24 protein-coding genes are annotated in these 20,099 nt (G+C 71.4%); 6 read left to right on the forward strand and 18 right to left on the reverse strand.

Annotated features, from left to right (window positions below):
* The first annotated feature begins 76 nt into the window (after positions 1-76).
* Positions 77-745 carry a FadR/GntR family transcriptional regulator gene (locus ABZ215_RS11140; RefSeq protein ID WP_020418183.1) on the forward strand — a complete coding sequence of 223 codons (669 nt, stop codon included), beginning with the start codon at positions 77-79 and terminating at the stop codon, positions 743-745.
* Here the strand turns inward: ABZ215_RS11140 and map are convergent.
* From map to dxr, 8 genes are all read right to left on the reverse strand, one after another.
* Positions 732-1,589, reverse strand: coding sequence for a type I methionyl aminopeptidase (gene map, locus ABZ215_RS11145; protein WP_237336305.1), 858 nt, complete (start codon positions 1,587-1,589; stop codon positions 732-734). The genes ABZ215_RS11140 and map overlap by 14 nt on opposite strands.
* Positions 1,590-1,634: 45 nt before the next feature.
* Positions 1,635-2,489, reverse strand: coding sequence for a GNAT family N-acetyltransferase (locus tag ABZ215_RS11150; protein ID WP_027935890.1), 855 nt, complete (start codon positions 2,487-2,489; stop codon positions 1,635-1,637).
* A gap of 48 nt (positions 2,490-2,537) precedes the next feature.
* Positions 2,538-2,933 carry a VOC family protein gene (locus ABZ215_RS11155; protein ID WP_020418180.1) on the reverse strand — a complete coding sequence of 132 codons (396 nt, stop codon included), beginning with the start codon at positions 2,931-2,933 and terminating at the stop codon, positions 2,538-2,540.
* Entirely contained in the window at positions 2,930-3,760 is an 831-nt protein-coding gene (locus ABZ215_RS11160) for an AraC family transcriptional regulator (RefSeq protein WP_354949406.1), read from the reverse strand. Before ABZ215_RS11160 ends, ABZ215_RS11155 begins: the two co-directional genes overlap by 4 nt.
* Positions 3,761-3,763: 3 nt before the next feature.
* A complete protein-coding gene (locus ABZ215_RS11165; RefSeq protein ID WP_354949407.1) occupies positions 3,764-4,276 on the reverse strand; it encodes a Uma2 family endonuclease in 513 nt (170 codons plus the stop codon).
* A gap of 39 nt (positions 4,277-4,315) precedes the next feature.
* Positions 4,316-5,467: a flavodoxin-dependent (E)-4-hydroxy-3-methylbut-2-enyl-diphosphate synthase gene (gene ispG / locus ABZ215_RS11170; protein WP_027935889.1), complete on the reverse strand. Its 1,152-nt coding sequence runs from the start codon at positions 5,465-5,467 to the stop codon at positions 4,316-4,318.
* A gap of 127 nt (positions 5,468-5,594) precedes the next feature.
* Positions 5,595-6,818, reverse strand: a complete 1,224-nt coding sequence (locus tag ABZ215_RS11175; RefSeq protein ID WP_354949408.1) for a site-2 protease family protein — start codon at positions 6,816-6,818, stop codon at positions 5,595-5,597.
* A gap of 3 nt (positions 6,819-6,821) precedes the next feature.
* Positions 6,822-8,027 (reverse strand): 1-deoxy-D-xylulose-5-phosphate reductoisomerase, encoded by a 1,206-nt coding sequence (gene dxr, locus ABZ215_RS11180; RefSeq protein ID WP_354949409.1) that lies wholly within the window; start codon positions 8,025-8,027, stop codon positions 6,822-6,824.
* A gap of 98 nt (positions 8,028-8,125) precedes the next feature.
* Between dxr and ABZ215_RS11185 the strand changes: the two genes are divergently transcribed.
* Entirely contained in the window at positions 8,126-8,401 is a 276-nt protein-coding gene (locus ABZ215_RS11185) for a DUF2631 domain-containing protein (RefSeq protein ID WP_020418174.1), read from the forward strand.
* 50 nt (positions 8,402-8,451) lie between these two features.
* Here the strand turns inward: ABZ215_RS11185 and ABZ215_RS11190 are convergent, their stop codons facing one another.
* From ABZ215_RS11190 to rlmN, 6 genes are read right to left on the reverse strand one after another with little or no spacing between them, the layout of a single operon-like run.
* Positions 8,452-9,051: a hypothetical protein gene (locus ABZ215_RS11190; RefSeq protein WP_354949410.1), complete on the reverse strand. Its 600-nt coding sequence runs from the start codon at positions 9,049-9,051 to the stop codon at positions 8,452-8,454.
* A gap of 1 nt (position 9,052) precedes the next feature.
* Positions 9,053-9,829: an ABC transporter permease gene (locus tag ABZ215_RS11195; RefSeq protein WP_354949411.1), complete on the reverse strand. Its 777-nt coding sequence runs from the start codon at positions 9,827-9,829 to the stop codon at positions 9,053-9,055.
* Entirely contained in the window at positions 9,826-10,527 is a 702-nt protein-coding gene (locus ABZ215_RS11200) for an ATP-binding cassette domain-containing protein (protein WP_354949412.1), read from the reverse strand. Before ABZ215_RS11200 ends, ABZ215_RS11195 begins: the two co-directional genes overlap by 4 nt.
* 52 nt (positions 10,528-10,579) lie before the next feature.
* Complete coding sequence (locus ABZ215_RS11205) at positions 10,580-11,239, reverse strand: response regulator transcription factor (RefSeq protein ID WP_354949413.1); 660 nt, start codon at positions 11,237-11,239, stop codon at positions 10,580-10,582.
* Positions 11,236-12,315 (reverse strand): histidine kinase, encoded by a 1,080-nt coding sequence (locus ABZ215_RS11210; RefSeq protein ID WP_354949414.1) that lies wholly within the window; start codon positions 12,313-12,315, stop codon positions 11,236-11,238. Before ABZ215_RS11210 ends, ABZ215_RS11205 begins: the two co-directional genes overlap by 4 nt.
* Positions 12,316-12,349: 34 nt before the next feature.
* A complete protein-coding gene (gene rlmN / locus ABZ215_RS11215) occupies positions 12,350-13,456 on the reverse strand; it encodes a 23S rRNA (adenine(2503)-C(2))-methyltransferase RlmN (protein ID WP_354949415.1) in 1,107 nt (368 codons plus the stop codon).
* Positions 13,457-13,669: 213 nt separating this feature from the next.
* Here rlmN and ABZ215_RS11220 point away from each other — a divergent pair, with 213 nt between their 5' ends.
* Positions 13,670-14,899 (forward strand): DUF6801 domain-containing protein, encoded by a 1,230-nt coding sequence (locus ABZ215_RS11220; protein WP_020418167.1) that lies wholly within the window; start codon positions 13,670-13,672, stop codon positions 14,897-14,899.
* A gap of 241 nt (positions 14,900-15,140) precedes the next feature.
* Positions 15,141-15,587 carry a PadR family transcriptional regulator gene (locus ABZ215_RS11225; RefSeq protein ID WP_017987599.1) on the forward strand — a complete coding sequence of 149 codons (447 nt, stop codon included), beginning with the start codon at positions 15,141-15,143 and terminating at the stop codon, positions 15,585-15,587.
* Here the strand turns inward: ABZ215_RS11225 and ABZ215_RS11230 are convergent.
* Entirely contained in the window at positions 15,536-16,366 is an 831-nt protein-coding gene (locus ABZ215_RS11230) for a class I SAM-dependent methyltransferase (RefSeq protein WP_237336315.1), read from the reverse strand. The genes ABZ215_RS11225 and ABZ215_RS11230 overlap by 52 nt on opposite strands.
* 84 nt (positions 16,367-16,450) lie before the next feature.
* Between ABZ215_RS11230 and ABZ215_RS11235 the strand changes: the two genes are divergently transcribed.
* Together ABZ215_RS11235 and ABZ215_RS11240 are read left to right on the forward strand one after the other, a co-directional pair.
* Complete coding sequence (locus ABZ215_RS11235) at positions 16,451-17,293, forward strand: VOC family protein (protein ID WP_027935885.1); 843 nt, start codon at positions 16,451-16,453, stop codon at positions 17,291-17,293.
* A gap of 37 nt (positions 17,294-17,330) precedes the next feature.
* The gene (locus tag ABZ215_RS11240) at positions 17,331-17,852 is read left to right on the forward strand and encodes a GNAT family N-acetyltransferase (RefSeq protein ID WP_354949416.1); all 522 of its coding nucleotides are present in this window, start codon (positions 17,331-17,333) and stop codon (positions 17,850-17,852) included.
* A gap of 6 nt (positions 17,853-17,858) precedes the next feature.
* On the opposite strand, the gene ABZ215_RS11245 is transcribed toward ABZ215_RS11240, so the two are convergent.
* From ABZ215_RS11245 to pyrH, 3 genes are read right to left on the reverse strand one after another with little or no spacing between them, the layout of a single operon-like run.
* Positions 17,859-18,740 carry a phosphatidate cytidylyltransferase gene (locus ABZ215_RS11245; protein WP_020418163.1) on the reverse strand — a complete coding sequence of 294 codons (882 nt, stop codon included), beginning with the start codon at positions 18,738-18,740 and terminating at the stop codon, positions 17,859-17,861.
* Positions 18,741-19,298, reverse strand: a complete 558-nt coding sequence (gene frr, locus ABZ215_RS11250) for a ribosome recycling factor (RefSeq protein WP_017987595.1) — start codon at positions 19,296-19,298, stop codon at positions 18,741-18,743.
* Between the two features lie 44 nt (positions 19,299-19,342).
* Positions 19,343-20,092 carry a UMP kinase gene (pyrH, locus tag ABZ215_RS11255; RefSeq protein WP_017987594.1) on the reverse strand — a complete coding sequence of 250 codons (750 nt, stop codon included), beginning with the start codon at positions 20,090-20,092 and terminating at the stop codon, positions 19,343-19,345.
* Between the last annotated feature and the right edge of the window lie 7 nt (positions 20,093-20,099).

Here is a 20,099-nt window from a genome sequence, read left to right on the forward strand (position 1 = left end):
GCACCGATGCCTCATCATTGACCGTCACAGAGGCTAGTATGACAAACGTAGGATGATCGGGTGAAGGGATATCCCCGTGCCACTCGCCACGACCCGCCGGACCGGTCTCGTCGACCAGGTGATCGGGCAGCTCAGGGACGCCATCGCGCAGGGCGAATGGCCGATCGGGCAACGGATACCCACTGAGGCGGCGCTCGCCGAGAGCCTCGGTGTGGGACGCAACACGGTCCGCGAAGCCGTGCGCGCGCTCGCGCACAGCGGCCTGCTGGAGGTGCGCCAGGGCGACGGCACCTACGTGCGCGCGACCAGTGAGGTGTCCGGCGCGATCCGCCGGCTCTGCGGCTCGGAGCTGCGCGAGGTGCTCGGCGTGCGGCGGGCGCTGGAAGTCGAGGCGGCGCGGCTGGCGGCGACCGTCCGCACCGAAGAGGAGCTGGCGGCCATCACCGAACTGCTGGACCGGCGTGACGCGGCCTACCGCGTCGAGGAGATCGAGACGTACGTGCGCGCCGACACCGAGTTCCACCTCGCTGTCGTGCGCGCCGCCCACAACGAGCTGCTCACCGAGCTCTACCGCGGCATCCTGGAGGCCGTGACCGCGAGTGTCGCGGCCACGACGGACACCCGCCTGCCGGAGTCGGAGGCGATCGGCCACCGCGGCCTGCTGGAGGCCATCGCGGCGCGTGACGCCGAGCGCGCGATGGCCGAGGCCGCGGGTTTCCTGGACTCCCTGATCAGGGAAGCGTGAGGATCTCCGCGCCGGTCGCGGTCACCACCAGGGTGTGCTCGAACTGGGCCGTCCAGCTCTTGTCCTTGGTGGTGACCGTCCAGTCGTCGTCCCAGATGTCGTAGTCGATGGAGCCCAGGGTGATCATCGGCTCGATCGTGAAGGTCATGCCCTCCTCGATCACCGTGGTCACCGACGGGTCCTCGTAGTGCAGCACGGTCGGCGCGGTGTGGAAGGACGGGCCGACGCCGTGGCCGGTGAAGTCCCGCACCACGCCGTAGCCGAAGCGCTTGGCGTAGGACTCGATGACGCGGCCGATCACGTTCAGCTGGCGTCCCGGCCGCACGGCCTTGATCGCGCGCATCGTCGCCTCGTGGGTGCGCTCGACCAGCAGCCGCACCTCCTCCGAGACGTCACCGGCGCAGAACGTGGCGTTCGTGTCGCCGTGCACGCCGCCGATATAGGCGGTGACGTCGATGTTGCAGATGTCGCCGTCCTGGATCACCGTCGAGTCCGGGATGCCGTGGCAGATGACCTCGTTGAGCGAGGTGCAGCAGGACTTCGGGAAGCCGCGGTAGCCCAGGGTCGACGGGTAGGCGTGGTGGTCGAGCAGGAACTCGTGCACCACCTTGTCGACGTCGTCGGTGGTGTTGCCCGGCTTGACGGCCTTGCCGCCCTCCTCCAGAGCCTGCGCCGCGATCTTGCCGGCCACCCGCATGGCCTCGATGACCTCGGGCGTGCGCACCCCGTTGCCGGTGTCCCGCTTCGGCGCCGGCTTGTCCACGTATTCGGGGCGCGGAATGCTGGCTGGCACGGGGCGGCGCGGCGTCTGGACGCCAGGGGTCAACGGAGCACGCTGGGACATGACTCCACCCTACGACCCCCGCGGGCGGCGCGGCCGTGAGCCCGGTCAGAACAGCACGGTCGCGTACCGGCCGACCTGCCTGAACCCGATGCGGCGGTACGCGGCGAGCGCGGGACTGTTGAAGCTGTTCACGTACAGGCTGGCGGTGCGGCCGAGCCCGTTGACGAGCCGGCTCACCACGGCCGCCGTGCCGGACGTGCCGAGCCCGTGGCCGCGCCGGTCCGGCCGCACCCAGACCCCCTGGATCTGGCCGACGCTGCGGGACATCGCGCCGATCTCGGCCTTGAACACGACCTCGCCGTTCTCGAACCGGGCGAAGGCGCGGCCGCTGGAGATCAGTTCCGCGACGCGGGCGCGGTAGCTCACGCCACCGTCGCCGGCGCGCGGGTCGACGCCGACCTCCTCGATGAACATCGCGATCGCGGCAGGCAGGTACCGCTCCAGCTCGTCCGGGCGCACCGGGCGCACCAGCGGGTCCGGCTCCACCGCGGGCTGGGCGTCCATCGCCATCAGCGGCTGGTCCTCGCGGACCTCGCGAGCCGGGCCCCACTCCCCCGCCAGCTCGTCCCACAGGCCGAGGACCTGCTCGGCCGGGCCGACCAGCGAGGAGCACACGCGCTGCTTGCGCAGGGCCCGGTCGGCGAAGGACCGCAGGGCCGCGGCGTTGCCGCGCAACGGGATCAGGTTCGGGCCGGAGAAGCACAGTCCGGGCAGCCGGCCACCGCGGGCGCCGCGGTAGTCGGCGGCCCACAGCTCGCCGCCGAGGCGCCAGGGGTCCAGACCGGCCACCTCGACGCGCGCGCTGACCATGCAACTGGCCACCGGGTCCGCCGCGAGCACGGCGCGGACCACGGGATGATCCCGATCACTGAGCAGCCGTGCACCGGCAAGCCGCAACACATCCACCAGATTGCCAGATGGAGTGGTGGATCGGGAAATCGTGGGGGATCAAGGGGCCCCGCGGTAGGTCCCGAAGGTCCACAGGTTGCCCTCCGGATCGCGGGCGGTGAACGTGTGGGAGCCGTAGTCGGTGTCGTGGAGCGGCGCGACGATCTCCGCGCCGGCCTGGCGCACGCGGTCGTGGATCTCGTCGACCTGGTCGGTGACCACGTACGCGGAGCCGGCGTGCTTCGTGTCGCCGTGGACGCCCTCGGTGTGGCTGGTGCTGCCGAACATGACGCCGCCGCCCTCGGGCCAGCGCAGCTCGGCGTGGGTGATCTGCCCGTCCTCCCCCGGCACGACGAGCGCCTCGCGGAAGCCGAACACCTCGGTGAGGAACGTCAGCGCGGCGTGCGCGTCGTCGTAGCGGAAGGCGGGCCAGACGGTGGGTGGGTTTTCGCTCATGCCTGCGAGTCTGCGTCCGCGGCGGCGTGGCGGTCTTGGAGGAACGGGAGCTCCTCGGTGATCCAGGTGCGGGGCGTGCACCCGGCCAGTGCGCGCCACTCGTTGGACAGGTGGGCCTGGTCGTAGAAGCCGCAGTCGACGGCGAGGGTGGCGAGGTCCGTGGGCGCCTCGCGGAGCCTGCTGATGGCGCGTTCGAAGCGCAGCACGCGGGCGGCCTGCTTGGGCGGCAGGCCCAGCTCGCGGCGGAAGCGTTCGGCGAAGTGGCGGCGGCTCCAGCCGACCTCGGCGGCGAGGTCCTCGACGCGGATCAGCCCGCCTGCCGCGGTGAGGCGGCGCCACGCCCAGCCGACCTCCCGGGCGGGCCGGCGGTCGGCGAGGGCGCCGCGGAAGGCGTCGTCGAGGATGCCGAAGCGGTCCGCCCAGGTGGGCGCCTCCGCGAGCTGTTCGGCGAGGTGCTTCGGGCCCAGCTCGGCGAGGTCGACGACGCAGCCGGACAGGTCGGCCGCGGAGACGTGGAACAGGGCGGGCACGGCGAGCGGGTCGATCTCGACGTGGATGCCCGACTGGAAGGTGTCCTGGGCGATGAGGGCGGGCGCGGTGTGCATGCCGCCGACCGCGGCGGTGAAGCGGCCGGGCGACTGGTCCGGGCGGGGCATGCCGGTGAAGCGGATCGGCTCGGCGAGGCTGATGACGAGGGTGACGTGCCGGGACGGCAGCCCGCGGTGGGTGCCGAGGGTCACGCCGTGCTGCGTGTAGCCGATGTAGCGCGTGATCGCGGGCCGCAACTGCGGGTGCGGCGCGCGAACAGCCCATTCGGCGGCGGCCATCGCTCAGAACTCGGTGGTCTCCAGCCGGATCCCGAACGGATCGCCGACCTCGACCGGCTGCCCGAAGGGGACCCGCACCGTGCGGCTGGAGACGCCCTGGACCGGCTCGGTGAACAGCGAGACCGCCGGACCGTCCTCGTCGTAGGCGTCGATCAGCAGGTACTGCGGGATGCCGCCGTGGGCGTAGGCCCACTTCTTTTTCTCCGCCGGGACCGGATCAGAGTTGTCCGGAACGGCGTCGCGAGGCACCACGCAGAGATCCGGCACGTAGATGCTCCCGGTCGCGCGGATACCGACACCCAGCGTCTGGAGAATGCCGCAACCATCCAGCTCGGCCGACGCGAGCGCGTCGTGCACCGAGCTCGCGGTCAGGTTGTGCTGTCCGGTGGGTGGCGGGGTCATGCAGATCCCCTCGGCGGTGAGCTCCGGCCGCCAGCCCTCCGGCACGTGCAGTTCGCGCCAGATGTCCAGCGCTCGGTTCCAGGCTGTCTCGGGACGTGCGAACGCGGTGCTCATCGACCCACTCCCGTTCTGCCGGGGCCCGCTGCCAGGAGGCTAGCTCACCGTGACGACGGGCGAACCGCTTCCTTCCGCGTCCCCCGCCTCCTCGGCGATCCGCATCGCCTCTTCGATCAGCGTCTCGACGATCTGGTGCTCCGGCACGGTCTTGATGACCTCGCCCTTGACGAAGATCTGGCCCTTGCCGTTGCCGCTCGCCACGCCGAGGTCGGCCTCGCGCGCCTCGCCGGGGCCGTTCACCACGCAGCCCATCACCGCGACGCGCAGCGGGACCTCCATGCCCTCCAGGCCCGCGGTGACCTCGTCGGCCAGCTTGTAGACGTCCACCTGCGCCCGCCCGCACGACGGGCACGACACGATCTCCAGCTTCCGCGGCCGCAGGTTCAGCGACTGCAGGATCTGGATGCCGACCTTGACCTCCTCGACCGGCGGCGCGGACAGCGACACGCGGATGGTGTCGCCGATGCCCTGCCGCAGCAGCGCGCCGAACGCCACCGCCGACTTGATCGTGCCCTGGAACGCCGGGCCGGCCTCGGTGACGCCGAGGTGCAGCGGGTAGTCGCACTGCTCGGCGAGGATCTCGTACGCCCGGACCATGATCACCGGGTCGTTGTGCTTGACCGAGATCTTGATGTCGTGGAAGTCGTGCTCGGCGAACAGCGACGCCTCCCACAACGCCGACTCGGCCAGCGCCTCCGGCGTCGCCTTGCCGTACTTCTTCATCAGCCGCGGGTCCAGCGAACCGGCGTTGACCCCGATCCGGATGGGCGTGCCGTGGTCCTTCGCCGCCTGGGCGATCTCCTTGACCTTGTCGTCGAACTTCTTGATGTTGCCCGGGTTCACGCGCACCGCGGCGCAGCCGGCCTCGATCGCGGCGAACACGTACTTGGGCTGGAAGTGGATGTCCGCGATGACCGGGATCTGCGACTTCTTCGCGATCGCGGGCAACGCCTCGGCGTCGTCCGCGGACGGGCAGGCCACGCGCACGATGTCGCAGCCGGCCGCGGTGAGCTGCGCGATCTGCTGCAGCGTCGCGTTCACGTCCGCGGTCAGGGTGGTCGTCATGGACTGCACCGAGATCGGGTGTTCACTGCCGACGCCGACGTTGCCCACCATGAGCTGGCGCGTCTTGCGGCGCTCGGACAGCACGGGGGCGGGGAGGGCGGGCATACCAAGCTCGACGCTCATCGAATCCTCTACGGCGTGAGACGGGCTGCTGACGTTGTCCAGCTTACTCACAGGCCGGGCCCGCCCCGGTGGTGACCAGCCGGAGTGAGTTACCCCGCGCGGGGCCCTGACCTGCGAAGACCTGGCGTTACTGCAGCCTGATCGGGTTGACGATGTCGGCGGTGACGGTGAGCAGGGTTACGGCGCCGCCGATCAGCACCAGCACCACGGTGACCGCGGACAGCTTCGAGTAGTCGACCGGGCCACCGGCGGCCTTGCCGCGCAGCTTGCGGATCCAGTCGCGGACGCGTTCGTACCAGACGATCGCGATGTGCCCGCCGTCCAGCGGCAGCAGCGGCAGCAGGTTGAACACGCCGACGAAGAAGTTCAGGCTGGCCAGCAGCAGCAGGAACAGCGACCACAGCCCGGCCTCGACGGCCTCGCCGCCGATGCGGCTCGCGCCGACCACGCTGACCGGCGTGTTCGGGTCGCGCTCGCCGCCGAAGATCGACGACACCACCGCCGGGATGCGTTCCGGGAACTCGATCAGCCGCTGCCAGGTCTGCACGAACATGTCACCGGTGAACGACGCCGCGCCGCCGATCGCGGTGATCGCGTTGTACTCCAGCGTGCTCGGGAAGGTCACGCCGATCGAGCCGACGGTGACGATCTTCTCCGGGCCGTTGGGGTTGGCCGGGTCGGTGACCGGGCGGTCGACGCGCACGACGTCGACGGTCAGCGGCACGATCTGGCCGTTGCGGTCGACCTCGAAGCGGGTGGGGCCGGACAGGTTCTGGATCAGGGCCGTGACGTCGGCGTAGGTCTTGGTGCGCTGGCCGTTGACCGAGACGATCTCGTCGCCGGGCTGGATGCCGCCGTTCTTGGCGGGCGCGGCGTCGCCGGGCCGGCACACCGGGTTCGCGTACTCCTCGTCGGTGGTCGCGCTGCGCACGCACTCGGAGACGGACGAGATCTGCGGCTTGCCGACGACCGCGTTGGGCAGGCCCATCGTGGCGGCCATCAGGTACAGCACGACGAAGCCGAGGATGAAGTGCGTGACCGACCCGGCGGCCATCACGACGGTGCGCTTCCAGGTCTTGAAGCGCCACATCGCGCGCGGCGCCTCGTCCGGCGTCACCTCGTCCAGCGCGGTCATGCCCGCGATGTCGCAGAACCCGCCGAGCGGGATCCACTTCAGGCCGTACTCCGTCTCGCCGCGGCGGAAGGAGAACACCTTCGGGCCGAACCCGACGAAGTAGCGGCGGACCTTCATGCCGAACGCCTTGGCGGTCAGCATGTGACCCGCCTCGTGCAGTGCGACGGACACGCAGATGCCCAGCGCGAACAGCACGACTCCGAAAACGTAGGCCACCCGCTACTTCCCTCCGGTCATGATTTCGGCGGCCCGGGCTCGCGCCCACTCCTCGGCCGCCAGTACCTCCGCGACGTCGCCCGGCTCGCGACGCCACTCGTCGGCGGCCTCCACCACCTCGGTAACAGTGTCCACAATCGCCGTGAAGCCCGCGTTCTGCGTCAGGAAGGCCTCGACGCACACCTCGTTGGCCGCGTTGTAGACCGCGGGCATGCAGCCGCCGACGGTCCCGACGTGCCGGGCCAGCTCCACGGCCGGGAAGGCCTCGTTGTCCAGCGGCTCGAACGTCCACCGCGCGGCCTGGTCCCAGCGGCAGGCCGGGGCCGCGCCGGGCACCCGGTCCGGCCAGTTCAGCGCCAGCGCGATGGGCAGGCGCATGTCCGGCGGGCTGGCCTGGGCCAGCGTCGAGCCGTCGGTGAAGGTGATCATCGAGTGCACGATCGACTGCGGGTGGACGACCACGTCGATCTTGTCGCAGGGGACGCCGAAGAGCAGGCTCGCCTCGATCAGCTCCAGGCCCTTGTTGACCAGGGTGGCCGAGTTGATGGTGATCAGGCGGCCCATCGCCCAGGTGGGGTGGGCCAGCGCGTCGTCGATCGTGACGTTCGCCAGGTCGGCGCGCTTGCGGCCGCGGAAGGGCCCGCCGGAGGCGGTCAGCACGAACCGGTCGACCTCCTCGGCGCGGCCGCCGCGCAGGGCCTGCGCCATCGCCGAGTGCTCGGAGTCGACCGGGACCAGCTGGCCGGGCTTGGCCTGCTTGAGCACGAGCGGCCCGCCCGCGATCAGCGACTCCTTGTTCGCCAGCGCGAGGGTCGCGCCGGTCTCGAGCGCCTTGAGCGTCGGTTCGAGGCCCTGGGAGCCGGGCAGGCCGTTGAGCACCACGTCGACCCCGACCGCGCCGATCAGCTGGACGACGGCGTCGCGGCCGGCGAAGATGCGCGGCATCTTGAACTCGCCCCGCGAGTAGCCGCGCTTCTGCGCCTCGGCGTACAGCGCGAGCTGCAGGTCCTCGACGACCGTGGGCTTCGTCACGGCCACGGCGTCCACTTCGTGCGCCAGCGCCTGCGCCGCCAGCAGCGCCGGGTCGGACCCGCCCGCGGCGAGGCCCGAGATGCGGAAGAGGTGCTGGTTGCGGGCGGCGACGTCGAGGGCCTGGGTGCCGATCGAGCCGGTCGAGCCGAGCACGAGCACGGTGCGGGGTGCGTTCATCGGGGTCATTGTCGCGAACCCGTCCGAGCGGGTCATCGGCGCGGGGCGGGTCGCGGTGTGGAATCATCCGGTTGGACGTTCGTGCAGGGCCTGGAGGAGTGATCGTGGCGAGCAAGGCGGTCGAGAAGCGGCAGCAGGCCGCTCCGGCGAAGGTGGACCCGCGGGACGAGCCGTCGGCCGAGTGGGGCTGGCACGGCGGGTTCCCGAAGGGCGCGCGCATCGCGGGCTGGGTCACGGTCGTCGTGCTGCTGGCGATGATCTACAACAACCACGAGAACAACACCGAGAACGTGTGGCTGGTCGGCATCGCGGCCGGCATCGTGATCGGCCTGCTGCTGGACATCAGGAAGAAGCGCACGGCCTGGCGCCGCTGACGCACCGGACATGATGAGGGGCCCCTCGGCGAGGGGCCCCTTTTTGCTGCTCAGGTGTCCCGCCGGGCGAAGAGGAAGCCGGTCACGGCGAGCGCGGCCACGAGCCACCCGGCCAGCACCGGTCCACCCAGCGCGGGCGGCAGGGCACCCGGCCGGTAGAGCGCCGCCCCGGCCCGGTCGGGCAGGTAGGCGGCGGCGGGCAGCAGCGGGGACACCACGTACACCAGTGTCACCACCGTCGCGAGCGCCCCGACGAGACTTCGCACCGCGAGGCCGACGGCGAGCGCGAGCAAGCCGATCAGGACGAGGTACGCGGTGGCTCCGACCACCGGCACGCCGGGCGACAGCGCGCCGGTCAGCGCGGCGGCCGGGGTGGCGACGGCGAGGTAGGCGAGCACCTTCCCGGTGAGCAGCACGAGCCGGTCCGGCACGGCGGCCAGGCTGGTGCGGATCTGACCCCCGGCGTACTCGGTGGCCGCGGACAGGACCCCGAGCAGCAGGAACCCCGCCTGACCGAACTCGACCGCGCGGTGGCCGAGCGGGGGCGTGACGACCACGGTGAGCGCGACCGTTCCGGGCACCACGCGCAGGGTGGCCAGCTTGATCAGCTCGGCGAGGACGACGTGGCGGAGCGCGTTGCTGCCTGCCACGTCAGGCGTCCCGCCGGCGGAAGACCACCGCGCCGACCCCGAGTGCGAGCAGGGTCCACCCGGCCAGCACGACACCGCCTGCGGTGGGTGACAGCGGCGCCGTCAGGGGGCTGTTCCGCACGAACAGTTGCGCCCCGGCCGCGTCGGGCAGGAACTTCGCCGCCGGGAAGACCTTGGCCAGCAGCAACGACACCGAGACCACCGTGGTGTTGGCGATGAGCACGACCAGCGGCACCACCCCGCCGCGCGTCACGGTGGCGACGGCGAGCGCGATCAGCGACATGCAGGCGCAGTAGAGGGCGACGCCGCCGATCCGCCAGCCGAGCGCGTCGAGCGCCTGCGCGGGCGGCACGCCGTGGGGACCCAGCAACGGCTGTCCCACGACGACCCCGAGCACAACTGACGCGGCGGTCAGCGCGGCCGTCACCAGCGCCACCACCACCGCTTTCGCCGCGAACAGCAGGCCGCGGCGGGGCTGGCTGGTCAGGCTCACCGTGATCTGCCGCCCGCCACCGGCGTCGGCCGCGCCTGCGGTGTACTCGCTGCTGATGGCGACGACACCGAGCAGCACCCCGGCGGCGGCGCCGACGGCACCGGTCTCGATGCTCAGCTCGGTGAGGTTCCGGCCGCCGAGCGAATGCCCCTCGGCGAGCCGCGACCGGATGGTGTTCGCGTTCAGCCCGGTGATCGCCGGAGCGGCGACCAGGCAGATCCCGGCCGCGATCCGGGCCGGCCACAACGACACCAGCTTGCGGAACTCGGCGCCCAGGTACGTCATCGGCCCTCCCCGGTCAGCGCGAAGAAGGCGTCCTCCAGCGATGCGTGACCGGCGGAGACCTCGACCACGGATCCACTGTGGACGACCGTGCCGCGGTTGATCACCACGAGGTGGTCGGCCGTGTTGGCCAGCTCGCTCATCAGGTGGCTGGACAGCAGCACCGTCCGGCCTTCTCCCGCGTACGACCGCAGGAACTCCCGCAGCCACCGGATCCCGTGCGGATCGAGGCCGTTCACCGGCTCGTCCAGCACCAGCACGTCCGGTTCCCCGAGCAGCGCCGCGGCGAGCCCGAGCCGCTGGTTCATGCCGAGGGAGAACGCGCCGGCCCGCTTGCGCCCCGCGTCACCGAGCCCGACGAGGTCGAGCACCTCGGCGATCCGCCTGCGCGGGATGCCGTTGCTGGTGGCCACCCACGCCAGGTGGCCGCGCGCGGTCCGCGAGCGGTGCGCCCCGCTGCCCTCCAGCAGCGAGCCCACCGTTCGCAACGGATTCCGCAGCGCCCGGTACGGCTTCCCGCCGATCAGCGCGGTGCCCGCGTCGGCCGAATCGAGGCCGAGGAGGATGCGCAGCGTGGACGACTTGCCCGCGCCGTTGGGGCCGAGCAACCCGGTGACCTGACCGGCCTTCGCGGTGAAGCCGACCTCGCGCACCACGACCTTCGCCCCGTGCCGCTTGACCAGACCCGATATTTCGATCATGCCGCCAGCCTGTGGCCTGCCGGGCCGGGCGGCATCGGCCAAAGGTTGACACCTAACGGCGCAGCGAGTCGACGAACCCGGTTTCGTAGGCGAGGACGACGAGTTGCGTCCGGTCCCGCACGCCGAGCTTGTCGAACAGACGGCTGAGGTACGTCTTCACCGTCGCGCGGCTCAGGAACAACGCGGCGGCGATCTCGTCGTTCGACATGCCTTCGGCGATCGCCGCCACGACGTCCCGCTCGCGTTCGGTCAGCTCGTCGAACCGGGCGCGTTCCGGCTGTTCGCGGCGCCGGGCGAACTCCGCGATCACCCGGCCGGTCACCTCGGGCGCCAGCATCGCGTGCCCGTCGTGGACCGTCCGCACCGCGCGGAGGATCTCCGGCGGGCCGGCGTTCTTCAGCAGGAACCCGGAGGCTCCCGCGCGCAGCGCCTCGTACACGTACTCGTCGAGGTCGAAGGTCGTCAGGATCAGCACCCGGGCCGAGGAGGACGCGCACACCTCGCGGGTGGCCGCCAGCCCGTCCAGCACCGGCATCCGGATGTCCATCAGCACCACGTCCGGACGCAGCCGCCGCACCGCGGCGACCGCGGCGGCGCCGTCGCCCGCCTCGCCCACGAGCACCAGCCCCGCGTCGGCGGTGACCAGTTCGCACAGCGAGCCGCGCAGGAGGGCGTCGTCCTCGGCGACGAGCACACGGATCCGGCCGCTCATCCGCGCGGCTCCGGCAGAACGGCACGCAGGGTGAAACCGCCGTCCGCGGCCGGCGTGGCCGTCAGTTCGCCGCCGAGCGACTCCACCCGCTCCCGCAACCCGATCAGACCGAACCCTCCCCCGCCGTGACGCGTGCCGCCCATGCTTCCACCGCCGTTGGTCACCTCCACGACGACCTCGCCGTCCCGCACCGCGACGGACACCGAGCACCGGCAGCCCGGCGCGTGCGTGGCCGCGTTCGTCAGCCCTTCCTGCACGATCCGGTACACCGCCAGCCCCGTGCTCGCGGGCAGGCCGTCCGCCTTCCGCACGGTGAGGGTCACCTCGATGCCGGTGCCACGCACCCGTTCGGCCAGGGCTTCGAGGTCGGCGATCCCTGGCTGGGGCGCGCGTTCGGCGGGGCGGTCGCTGTCCCGGACCGCGCCGAGCACCGACCGGAGGTCGGTCAGCGCGTCCTTCGCCGTCCGCTCGATGCGGGTCAGCCGGTTCGTCAGCTTCGCGGCGTCGTGCGGGACGACGTGGGCCGCGACCCCGGCGGTGACCGCGATCGTGCCCAGCGAATGCGACACCACGTCGTGCACTTCCCGCGCCACCCGCAACCGCTCTTCGAGCACCGCGCGCCGCGCGGCTTCCGCGCGCTCCCGCCGGACCGACTCGCCGAGCCGGAACGCGCCTGCCAGCACCAGGAGGCTCACCATGACGTACCGCAGGACGTCGTCCCACGCCGTCGATCCGGCCGTGAGCAGGACGGCCACGACCACGGCGAGCGTCACCGGCGCGATCCGGGAGGAGCGGGCGCCGCCGGCCCGGACCACCAGCGGGTACAGCGTCCACGCCGCCGCGACGAACGGATCGGGCGTGAAACCGAGCAGCGCGCCCGCGAGAGTCACCGTCGCGACGACGCCGAACGCCACCGCAGGCCACCACGAGCGCAGCAGGACCCCGGCGACGAGCAACGGGACGAGCACGACGGCAGGCCCGTGCTCCGGTGGGAGCGGAAGCCAGAACACCGCCACGCACAGCACGGCGACGGCCCCGTCGGTCAGGAGCCGCCGGGAAGCGCGCGGAAACGGCATGGGGCCGAGATTAGAGGCGGCCGAGCCTGGGAGGTCAGCCCTCGGCGGCCAGCTGCCCGCACGCGGCGGCGATCTCCTGCCCCCGCGTGTCCCGCACCGTGCACGCCACCCCGCCCTCGTTGACGCGGCGCACGAACTCGCGCTCGACCGGCTTCGGTGAGGCGTCCCACTTCGAGCCGGGCGTCGGGTTCAGCGGGATCAGGTTCACGTGCACCAGCTGGCCCAGGTGCTTGCGCAGCCGCTTCGCGAGCAGGTCCGCCCGCCACGGCTGGTCGTTCACGTCCCGGATCAGCGCGTACTCGATCGACACGCGCCGGCCCGTCGAGTCGGCGTAGTACCGCGCCGCCTCCAGCACCTCGTCCACCGGCCACCGGTTGTTGACCGGCACCAGCGTGTCACGCAGCTCGTCATCCGGGGTGTGCAGCGACACCGCCAGCCGGACCTGCATCTTCTCGTCCGCCAGCCGCCGGATCGCCGGGGCCAGCCCGACCGTCGACACCGTCACCGATCGCTGCGAGATGCCCAGCCCGTTCGGCGCCGGGTCGGTGATCCGGCGCACGGCGGCCAGCACGCGCTTGTAGTTCGCCAGCGGCTCGCCCATACCCATGAACACGATGTTCGACAGCCGCCCGGGACCGCCGGGCATCAGGCCGTCCCGCATGACCGCGGCGGCCGAGCGCACCTGGTCGACGATCTCCGCGGTCGACAGGTTCCGCGTCAGCCCCGCCTGGCCGGTCGCGCAGAACGGGCACGCCATGCCGCAGCCGGCCTGGCTGGAGATGCACAGCGTCGCCCGGTCCGGGTAACGCATCAGGACGCTCTCCAGCAGAGTGCCGTCGTGCGCGCGCCACAGCGTCTTGCGCGTCGCGCCGTCGTCACAGGCCACCGCGCGCACCTCGGTCAGCAGCGGCGGCATCAGCTCGGACATCAGCCGTTCCCGCGACGCGGCCGGGATGTCGGTCATCGCGGCGGGGTCGGCGGTCAGGCGGGCGAAGTAGTGGTTCGACAGCTGCTTGGCGCGGAACGGCTTCTCGCCGAGGTCGCTGACGGCCGCCGCGCGTTCGGCGGCGGTCAGGTCGGCGAGGTGGCGAGGCGGCATCCCGCGCCGGGGAGCCTCGAAGAGCAGCGGCAATGTCGACACAACCACACATTGTCCCACGCCGCCGCCAGGGGAACCCGCGCCGGGGTGCGCGAACCGCGGGGAAATCCGCGAATGCGCGGCACAAATTCCCGCCGGACGATTGCCCGGATTTCCCCGCGCTGCGATTCTTGGCGCGGCCGGCCGGCCCGCGAAAAAACATTTCCGCCGCATTGTCACCCAGCTGACAAAACCATCGAGAACCGGAGGAAACGCATGCCATCGACCCGCTGGCGACGACGGCTGGCCGCACTGGCCACCGGCGCCGCGACCCTGCTCACCCTCGCGCTGACCGGCACCGCGAACGCCTTGCCAGTGCAGGACGTTCCCGACATCGGCGTGGACACCGGCCGGTTCAGCCTGCCGATCAACTGCGCCATCAGCCTGCCGGATTTCGGCGGCATCAAGGTGCTCGACCTCGGCACCACGGTGGACGTGCAAGGCGCCGTCGCCGCGCAACTCGGGCCCGGCCAGGAATTCTGGCTGACGCAGGGATCGGGCAGCATCACCTTTCCGGAAGCGCTCACCGCGCTGGCCGGGTTCGCCGGTATCGACAAAGCCGACGCGACCATTTCCGCGCTGAACATCGGCGCGCAGAACGCGACCCCCGCGCAGATCAACGTGGCCGACCCGCCCGCGGTGATCAAGGACATCCCGATCCAGGCAGGCCGGCCGCTGAAGGTCGGCCTGCCACTCGAAGGCACCTTCGACGTCGGCCCGTTCACCGCGCCCGGCTCGGGCATCGTCACGCTGCAGTTCGTCGACGCCGTCGCCCGCGTCGCCCTGAAGTCGGCGGCCGGCTTCACCCTGAACGTCGAGGCCAACTGCACGCCGACCGCGGGCAACGCGCTGCTGTCGATCGCCGTCGGCGGGCCGGCGGGCCAGCCGCCATCGAAGATCACCGGCGCGCCGCTGAACTACCCCGTCCCGCCAGCCGAGTCGCTGATCGGGATCATCAACGCGCCCTACCACTGCACGCTGGGCGGGCAGCCGCTCGACGTGGGCATCGCCGTCGGCGGCACCATCCCGCTGTCGGTCAAGGCGGGCGGTTCGCTGTCGTTCACGAACGCCTCCGGGGCTCTCACCATCCCGCCGGCCACGGTGAACGCGCTGCTCGACGCCGGCGTGCGGACCGTGTCCGGGCGGGTGACCACGCAGAACCTGGTGGTCGAGGGCGGCACCCCTGCCGTGCAGAACGTGGCCGCGGCCGGCATCGACATCCCGCAGACCACGCTGGTGCGGAACCAGAAGATCGTCATCTCGCTCCCGCAGCAGGGCACGCTGACCGCGGGCCCGTTCACCCCGTCGCCGGGCGCGGAGAGCGTGCGGATCTCGCTCGGTGACGCCGCCGCGGACTTCCGGATCAACGGCAGCACCCAGACGATCCGGGCCACCTGCGCCGCCCCGTCTCCGCAGGTCATCCTGGTCGACAACCCGGTGACCTGACATCGGGTTTGCCTTCCGACTGTTTCCGATATATCGTGAGCATGTCGGAACAGTACGGAAGGAGACCGACATGAGACACGGACACTTCCCCCCGCCGCACGGACGGCCCGCCTTCGGCCCGTTCGCCCGCGGTGGTTTCGGAGAGTTCCCCCCGGGCTGGGGCCCGGGCGGTCCGCGTGGCGAGTTCCGGGGGCGCGGCCCTCGTGGCCCGCACCGCGGGCGGCGAGGACGGCGGGGCGACGTGCGCGCCGCCATCCTCGCCCTGCTGGCCGAGCAGCCGCGGCACGGTTACGAGATCATCAGTGAGATCGCCGAGCGCAGCGGCGGTTTCTGGCGGCCGAGCCCCGGCTCGGTCTACCCGACCCTGCAGCTGCTGGCCGACGAAGGCCTGGTGGTGGCCCGCGAGGACGGCGGCAAGCGCCTGTTCGAGCTGACCGACGCCGGGCGCGAGGCGGCCGCGAACCAGGACGGGAAGCCGCCGTGGGAGCAGATCGCCTCGGACGTCGACCCCAACGAGGTCGACCTGCGCAAGGCGGGTGCGATGCTGGCCGCCGCCGCGGTCCAGGTGTCCCAGGCCGGGACGCCGGGTCAGAAGCGGCGTGCCGCGGAGATCCTCAACGAGGCCCGTCGGTCGATCTACGCCGTGCTCGGCGAGATCGACACCGACGACGAGGACGACGAGGAGTGACCGGGCAGCACGAGGCCGGTGGGCTTGTCGCGGACGAGAACGCGGTAGCCCACCGGCACCGTGAAGCCCGCAGCGTGCCGGCCGCGTGATCCGTTGTCCCGCAGGACGTCTTCGATCGCGCGGTCGGCCACCTCGGGGCTGAACTCGATGCGCAGCACCGCCGCGAGGCTTTCGGCGTCGGCGAACCGCCACTTCGCCGTCACGCGACGGCAGCGGAAACCCTGGCCGTCGAAGAACGCGTCGACCGCCGCCGGGTCGTAGTCGGGCAGATCCGCCCGCATCCACCGGCCGTACGGCTCACTGGACACGTCCAGATCGACGATCGCCAGCGCACCCCCGGGGCGCAGCACGCGATCCGCCTCGCGCAGACCGGGTTCGCAGCCGGGGCCGAAGAAGTACGCGGTGCGTGCGTGCACGATGTCGGCACTGGCGTCGGGAACCGGGATCGACTGCGCGGAACCACGCAGCACCCGCACCGAGGACAGCCCGGCGACCCGGCTTTCCGCCCGGCGCACCAACGGTTCGTGTGGTTCGACGCCGATCACCGACCGCGCGGACTCGGCGAAGCGGGGCAGGTGAAAACCGTCCCCACAGCCGACGTCCAGCACATCCTTGCCCTGCCAGGGACATTCGTCGGCGAGGACCCGCCAGATGTCGCCTTCGACGTCCTGCGCGCGGTTCTCCAGCTCGTAGGTGTCCGGGTAGTACCAGATGTTCGGGCTGGGCAGGACGTCCGCCCTGGACGTGGTCCGCTGCCCACGCCGGGCGATCTTCCACACACCGCAAGGATATCCGAGACGATGCCCGGAAAGCGCTTCGCGTTCGGCATAGACTTGCTGCCCTCCCCACCGATCGGAGGCGGTATGTCCCTCGGATCTTCGGCCCCGTCCGTCCTGCCCTCCGGGGTGCCGTGCTGGGTCGAGCTCGCCAGCGTCGACGAGGCGGCCTCCCACCGGTTCTACGAAGGCCTGTTCGGCTGGACCTTCCTGCTCAGCCGCGATCCCGCGACGCGCACCGGCCGGTACCTGATCGGCACGATGGATGGTGTGCCCGTCGGCGGCCTCTACCAGGCGGCGCCGGACCAGGCGAGCGCCTGGATGATCAACATTTCGGTGCAGAACGCGCACGCGGCGGCGAACTGGGTGCAACGGCTCGGCGGAGTCGTCACGCTCGAACCGACCGTGCTGCCGCACCGGGGCTGCATCCTGCACGGCATCGAGCCCTCCGGGGCGCCGTTCGTGCTGTGGCAGCCGCCGGCGGACTGGGCGTTCGCGGCGGGCTTCCCGAACACCTTTTCCGGCGCCGACCTGAACACGCGCGACGGCGAGGCGGCGGACGGCTTCTTCACCCGGCTCTTCTCGTACACGAGCCTGCAGGTGGGGGACAACCGCGGCATCGACTACGTGGAGTGGCGGCTGGAACAGCAACCGGTGCTGTACCGGTACGTGATGGGCCCGGAGTACCCGCCGCAGGCGCCGCCGCACTGGATGGTGTACTTCGGCGTCGACCCGGCGCGCGGCACCGACGCGACGGCGGGACACGCGCTGATGCTGGGCGGCACCGTGCTGGTGGAGCCCTACGACACACCGTGGGGCCGGATCGCGATCCTCGCCGATCCGGCCGGCGCGGTGTTCTCGATCATCGACCACTCCCGCACGAGCGAGGGCTGGGGCCGCGCCGAGGTGGACGACCCCTACGACGACTGAGCCGTCGCTCGCCCTGGCGTGCGATAGGTTCGCCGCCATGTTCGACGCCTGGCCACCCGCCCCGATCCGGACCGAGCGGCTCGTCCTCCGCGAGTCCGCCGCCCGGGACCGGGCGGCGTTCATCGAGCTGTTCGCGTCACCGGAGGTCGGCGCCTACGTCGGCGGGTCTCGGCCGCGCGACGAGCTGGAGCGCTCAGTGCCCGAAGTGCCCGGACGGCGCCCGGGGCTGTTCGTGGTCGAACTCGACGGCGCGATGATCGGGATGATCACCCTCGACCCGCGCGACGCGGAGCGCCCGGGGCACGTCCGCGCGGAGGCCGGGGAAGCCGAGCTCGGCTACCTGTTCCTGCCGCGGGCGTGGGGCTCGGGCTACGCGGCCGAGGCGTGCGCGGCGGCGCTCGGCTGGTTCGCCGGGACGCATCCCGGCGAACCAGTGGTTCTCTCCACCCAGACGGCCAACGAGCGCGCGCTGCGCCTCGCCGTGAAGCTGGGGTTCACCGAGGTGGAGCGGTACGAGGAGTACGGTGCCGAGCAGTGGTTCGGCGTGTGGTCCCGCTGACCGCAATCAGTTCACGAACGCCGACAGCAGCAGGAACGACACCACGGCGGAGGGCAGGAGCGAGTCGAGCCGGTCCATCAGCCCGCCGTGGCCGGGCAGCAGCGTGCCCATGTCCTTGATGCCGAGGTCCCGCTTCATCAGCGACTCGACCAGGTCGCCCAGGGTCGCGGTCAGCACGATCGCGACCCCGAACACCACGCCCTGCCAGACCTGCCCGTCGAGCAGCAGCGTCAGCGTCAGCGAACCCGCCACGACACCCGCGACGAGCGAGCCGCTGAAGCCCTCCCACGTCTTCTTCGGGCTGATCGACGGCGCCATCGGGTGCTTGCCCTTGAGGACACCGGCGATGTAACCGCCGGTGTCCGACGCGACGACGCCGATCAGGAACGCCAGCACGCGGCCGACCCCGTCGGACGGCGGGACGAGCATCGCCGCGAACGCGCCGAACAACGGCAGGTACGCGGCGGTGAACACGGACGCGCTGATGTCGCGCACGTAGCCGACCGGTCCGCCGGGCAACCGCCAGAGCAGGCACGCCAGCACGGTGAGCGCGAACGCGATCAGGGCGCCCTCGTACCCGAACGGCCAGGACAGCCACAGCATGGCCTGACCGCCGAGCAGCAGCGGGACCAGCGCGAGGCGGATGTTCGCGGCGCGCCGCAGCGCCTGGGCGAACTCGTAGGTGCCGACGGCGATCGCCGCCGCGATGATCCCGATGAACAGGTACCGCACGGTGAGCAGCGACACGAGGATCGCCGCACCCAGTGCCAGCCCGACACCGATCGCCGCGGGGAGGTTGCGACCGGCCCGCGACGTTTTCTTGGCCGGTTCAGCCGGCTCGGGAGAAGCCACCGGGGCCTTCTCGCGTTCTTCGCTCACCTGTGGCATTCAGACCTCGAGCAGCTCGGCTTCCTTGTGTTTGACGAGCTCGTCGACCTTCGCCACGTAGTTGTCGGTCAGGTGCTGCAGTTCCTTCTCCGCGCGCGCGACCTCGTCCTCACCGGCCTCGCCGTCCTTGGCGATGCGGTCGAGCTCTTCCTTGGACTTGCGGCGCACACCGCGGATGTGGACCTTGGCGTCCTCGCCCTTGGCCTTGACCATCTTGACCATCTCCTTGCGCCGCTCCTCGGTGAGCTGCGGAATGGTGATGCGGATGATCTGGCCGTCGTTGGACGGGTTGACACCCAGGTCGGACTCGCGGATGGCCTTCTCGATGGCGCCGAGCTGCCCCTGGTCGTAGGGCTTGACGATCACCATGCGGGCCTCGGGGATGTTGACGCCGGCCACCTGGTTCAGCGGCATCGTCGACCCGTACGCCTCCACCATGATGCGGGCGAACATGCCCGGGTTGGCCCGGCCGGTCCGCACCGACGACAGATCCTCCTTGGCGAAGGACACCGCTTTTTCCATCTTCTCCTCGGCGTCGAGGAGGGTCTCGTCGATCACGGCTACTCCCGTTGTGTGTGCTGTTGTTCCCGGTCCGTTCGGGGTCAGGCGCTGGGCCCGGCCCCGGAGGTGCTCACCAACGTGCCGATCCTCTCACCACGCACCGCCCTCGCGATGTTCCCCTCGGTGAGAAGGTTGAACACGATGATGGGCATGTTGTTGTCCATGCAGAGGCTGAAGGCGGTGGCGTCGGCGACCTTGAGCCCGCGCTCGAGCACCTCGCGGTGGCTGATCTCGTCGAACATCTTCGCGCTCGGGTCGCTCTTCGGGTCCGCGGTGAAGACCCCGTCGACGGCCTTGGCCATGAGCACGGCCTCGCAGCCGATCTCCAGCGAGCGCTGAGCGGCGGCGGTGTCGGTGGAGAAGTAGGGCATCCCGGTGCCCGCGCCGAAGATCACCACACGGCCCTTTTCGAGGTGCCGCTCGGCTCGTCGCGGGATGTAGGGCTCGGCGACCTGGCCCATCGTGATGGCGGTCTGCACGCGCGTGGGGACGCCTTCCTTCTCCAGGAAGTCCTGCAGCGCCAGGGAGTTCATGACCGTGCCGAGCATGGCCATGTAGTCGGCGCGGTCGCGGTCCATGCCGCGCTGGGACAGCTCGGCGCCGCGGAAGTAGTTGCCACCGCCGATGACGACGGCCATCTGCACACCGGTGCGGACGACGTCCGCGATCTGCGCGGCCACGGAGTGGACGACGTCGGGGTCGAGGCCCAGCGCTCCCCCGCCGAACATCTCGCCACCCAGTTTCAGCAGCACCCGCCGGTAACCGCCGTCGGCTCGTTTCGCCTCGCCCATGTCCGCC

This window comes from Amycolatopsis sp. NPDC006131 (assembly GCF_040614175.1).
Lineage (GTDB): Bacteria > Actinomycetota > Actinomycetes > Mycobacteriales > Pseudonocardiaceae > Amycolatopsis_E > Amycolatopsis_E tucumanensis.

Bases quoted from the DNA above. Each gene is read 5' to 3' on its own strand.
- map (WP_237336305.1), bottom strand. From the start codon at position 1,589: ATGTCCCAGCGTGCTCCGTTGACCCCTGGCGTCCAGACGCCGCGCCGC.
- ABZ215_RS11155 (WP_020418180.1), bottom strand. From the start codon at position 2,933: ATGAGCGAAAACCCACCCACCGTCTGGCCCGCCTTCCGCTACGACGAC.
- ABZ215_RS11160 (WP_354949406.1), bottom strand. From the start codon at position 3,760: ATGGCCGCCGCCGAATGGGCTGTTCGCGCGCCGCACCCGCAGTTGCGG.
- ABZ215_RS11165 (WP_354949407.1), bottom strand. From the start codon at position 4,276: ATGAGCACCGCGTTCGCACGTCCCGAGACAGCCTGGAACCGAGCGCTG.
- ispG (WP_027935889.1), bottom strand. From the start codon at position 5,467: ATGAGCGTCGAGCTTGGTATGCCCGCCCTCCCCGCCCCCGTGCTGTCC.
- dxr (WP_354949409.1), bottom strand. From the start codon at position 8,027: ATGAACGCACCCCGCACCGTGCTCGTGCTCGGCTCGACCGGCTCGATC.
- ABZ215_RS11195 (WP_354949411.1), bottom strand. From the start codon at position 9,829: ATGACGTACCTGGGCGCCGAGTTCCGCAAGCTGGTGTCGTTGTGGCCG.
- ABZ215_RS11200 (WP_354949412.1), bottom strand. From the start codon at position 10,527: ATGATCGAAATATCGGGTCTGGTCAAGCGGCACGGGGCGAAGGTCGTG.
- ABZ215_RS11205 (WP_354949413.1), bottom strand. From the start codon at position 11,239: ATGAGCGGCCGGATCCGTGTGCTCGTCGCCGAGGACGACGCCCTCCTG.
- ABZ215_RS11210 (WP_354949414.1), bottom strand. From the start codon at position 12,315: ATGCCGTTTCCGCGCGCTTCCCGGCGGCTCCTGACCGACGGGGCCGTC.
- ABZ215_RS11220 (WP_020418167.1), top strand. From the start codon at position 13,670: ATGCCATCGACCCGCTGGCGACGACGGCTGGCCGCACTGGCCACCGGC.
- ABZ215_RS11235 (WP_027935885.1), top strand. From the start codon at position 16,451: ATGTCCCTCGGATCTTCGGCCCCGTCCGTCCTGCCCTCCGGGGTGCCG.
- ABZ215_RS11240 (WP_354949416.1), top strand. From the start codon at position 17,331: ATGTTCGACGCCTGGCCACCCGCCCCGATCCGGACCGAGCGGCTCGTC.
- ABZ215_RS11245 (WP_020418163.1), bottom strand. From the start codon at position 18,740: ATGCCACAGGTGAGCGAAGAACGCGAGAAGGCCCCGGTGGCTTCTCCC.
- pyrH (WP_017987594.1), bottom strand. From the start codon at position 20,092: ATGGGCGAGGCGAAACGAGCCGACGGCGGTTACCGGCGGGTGCTGCTG.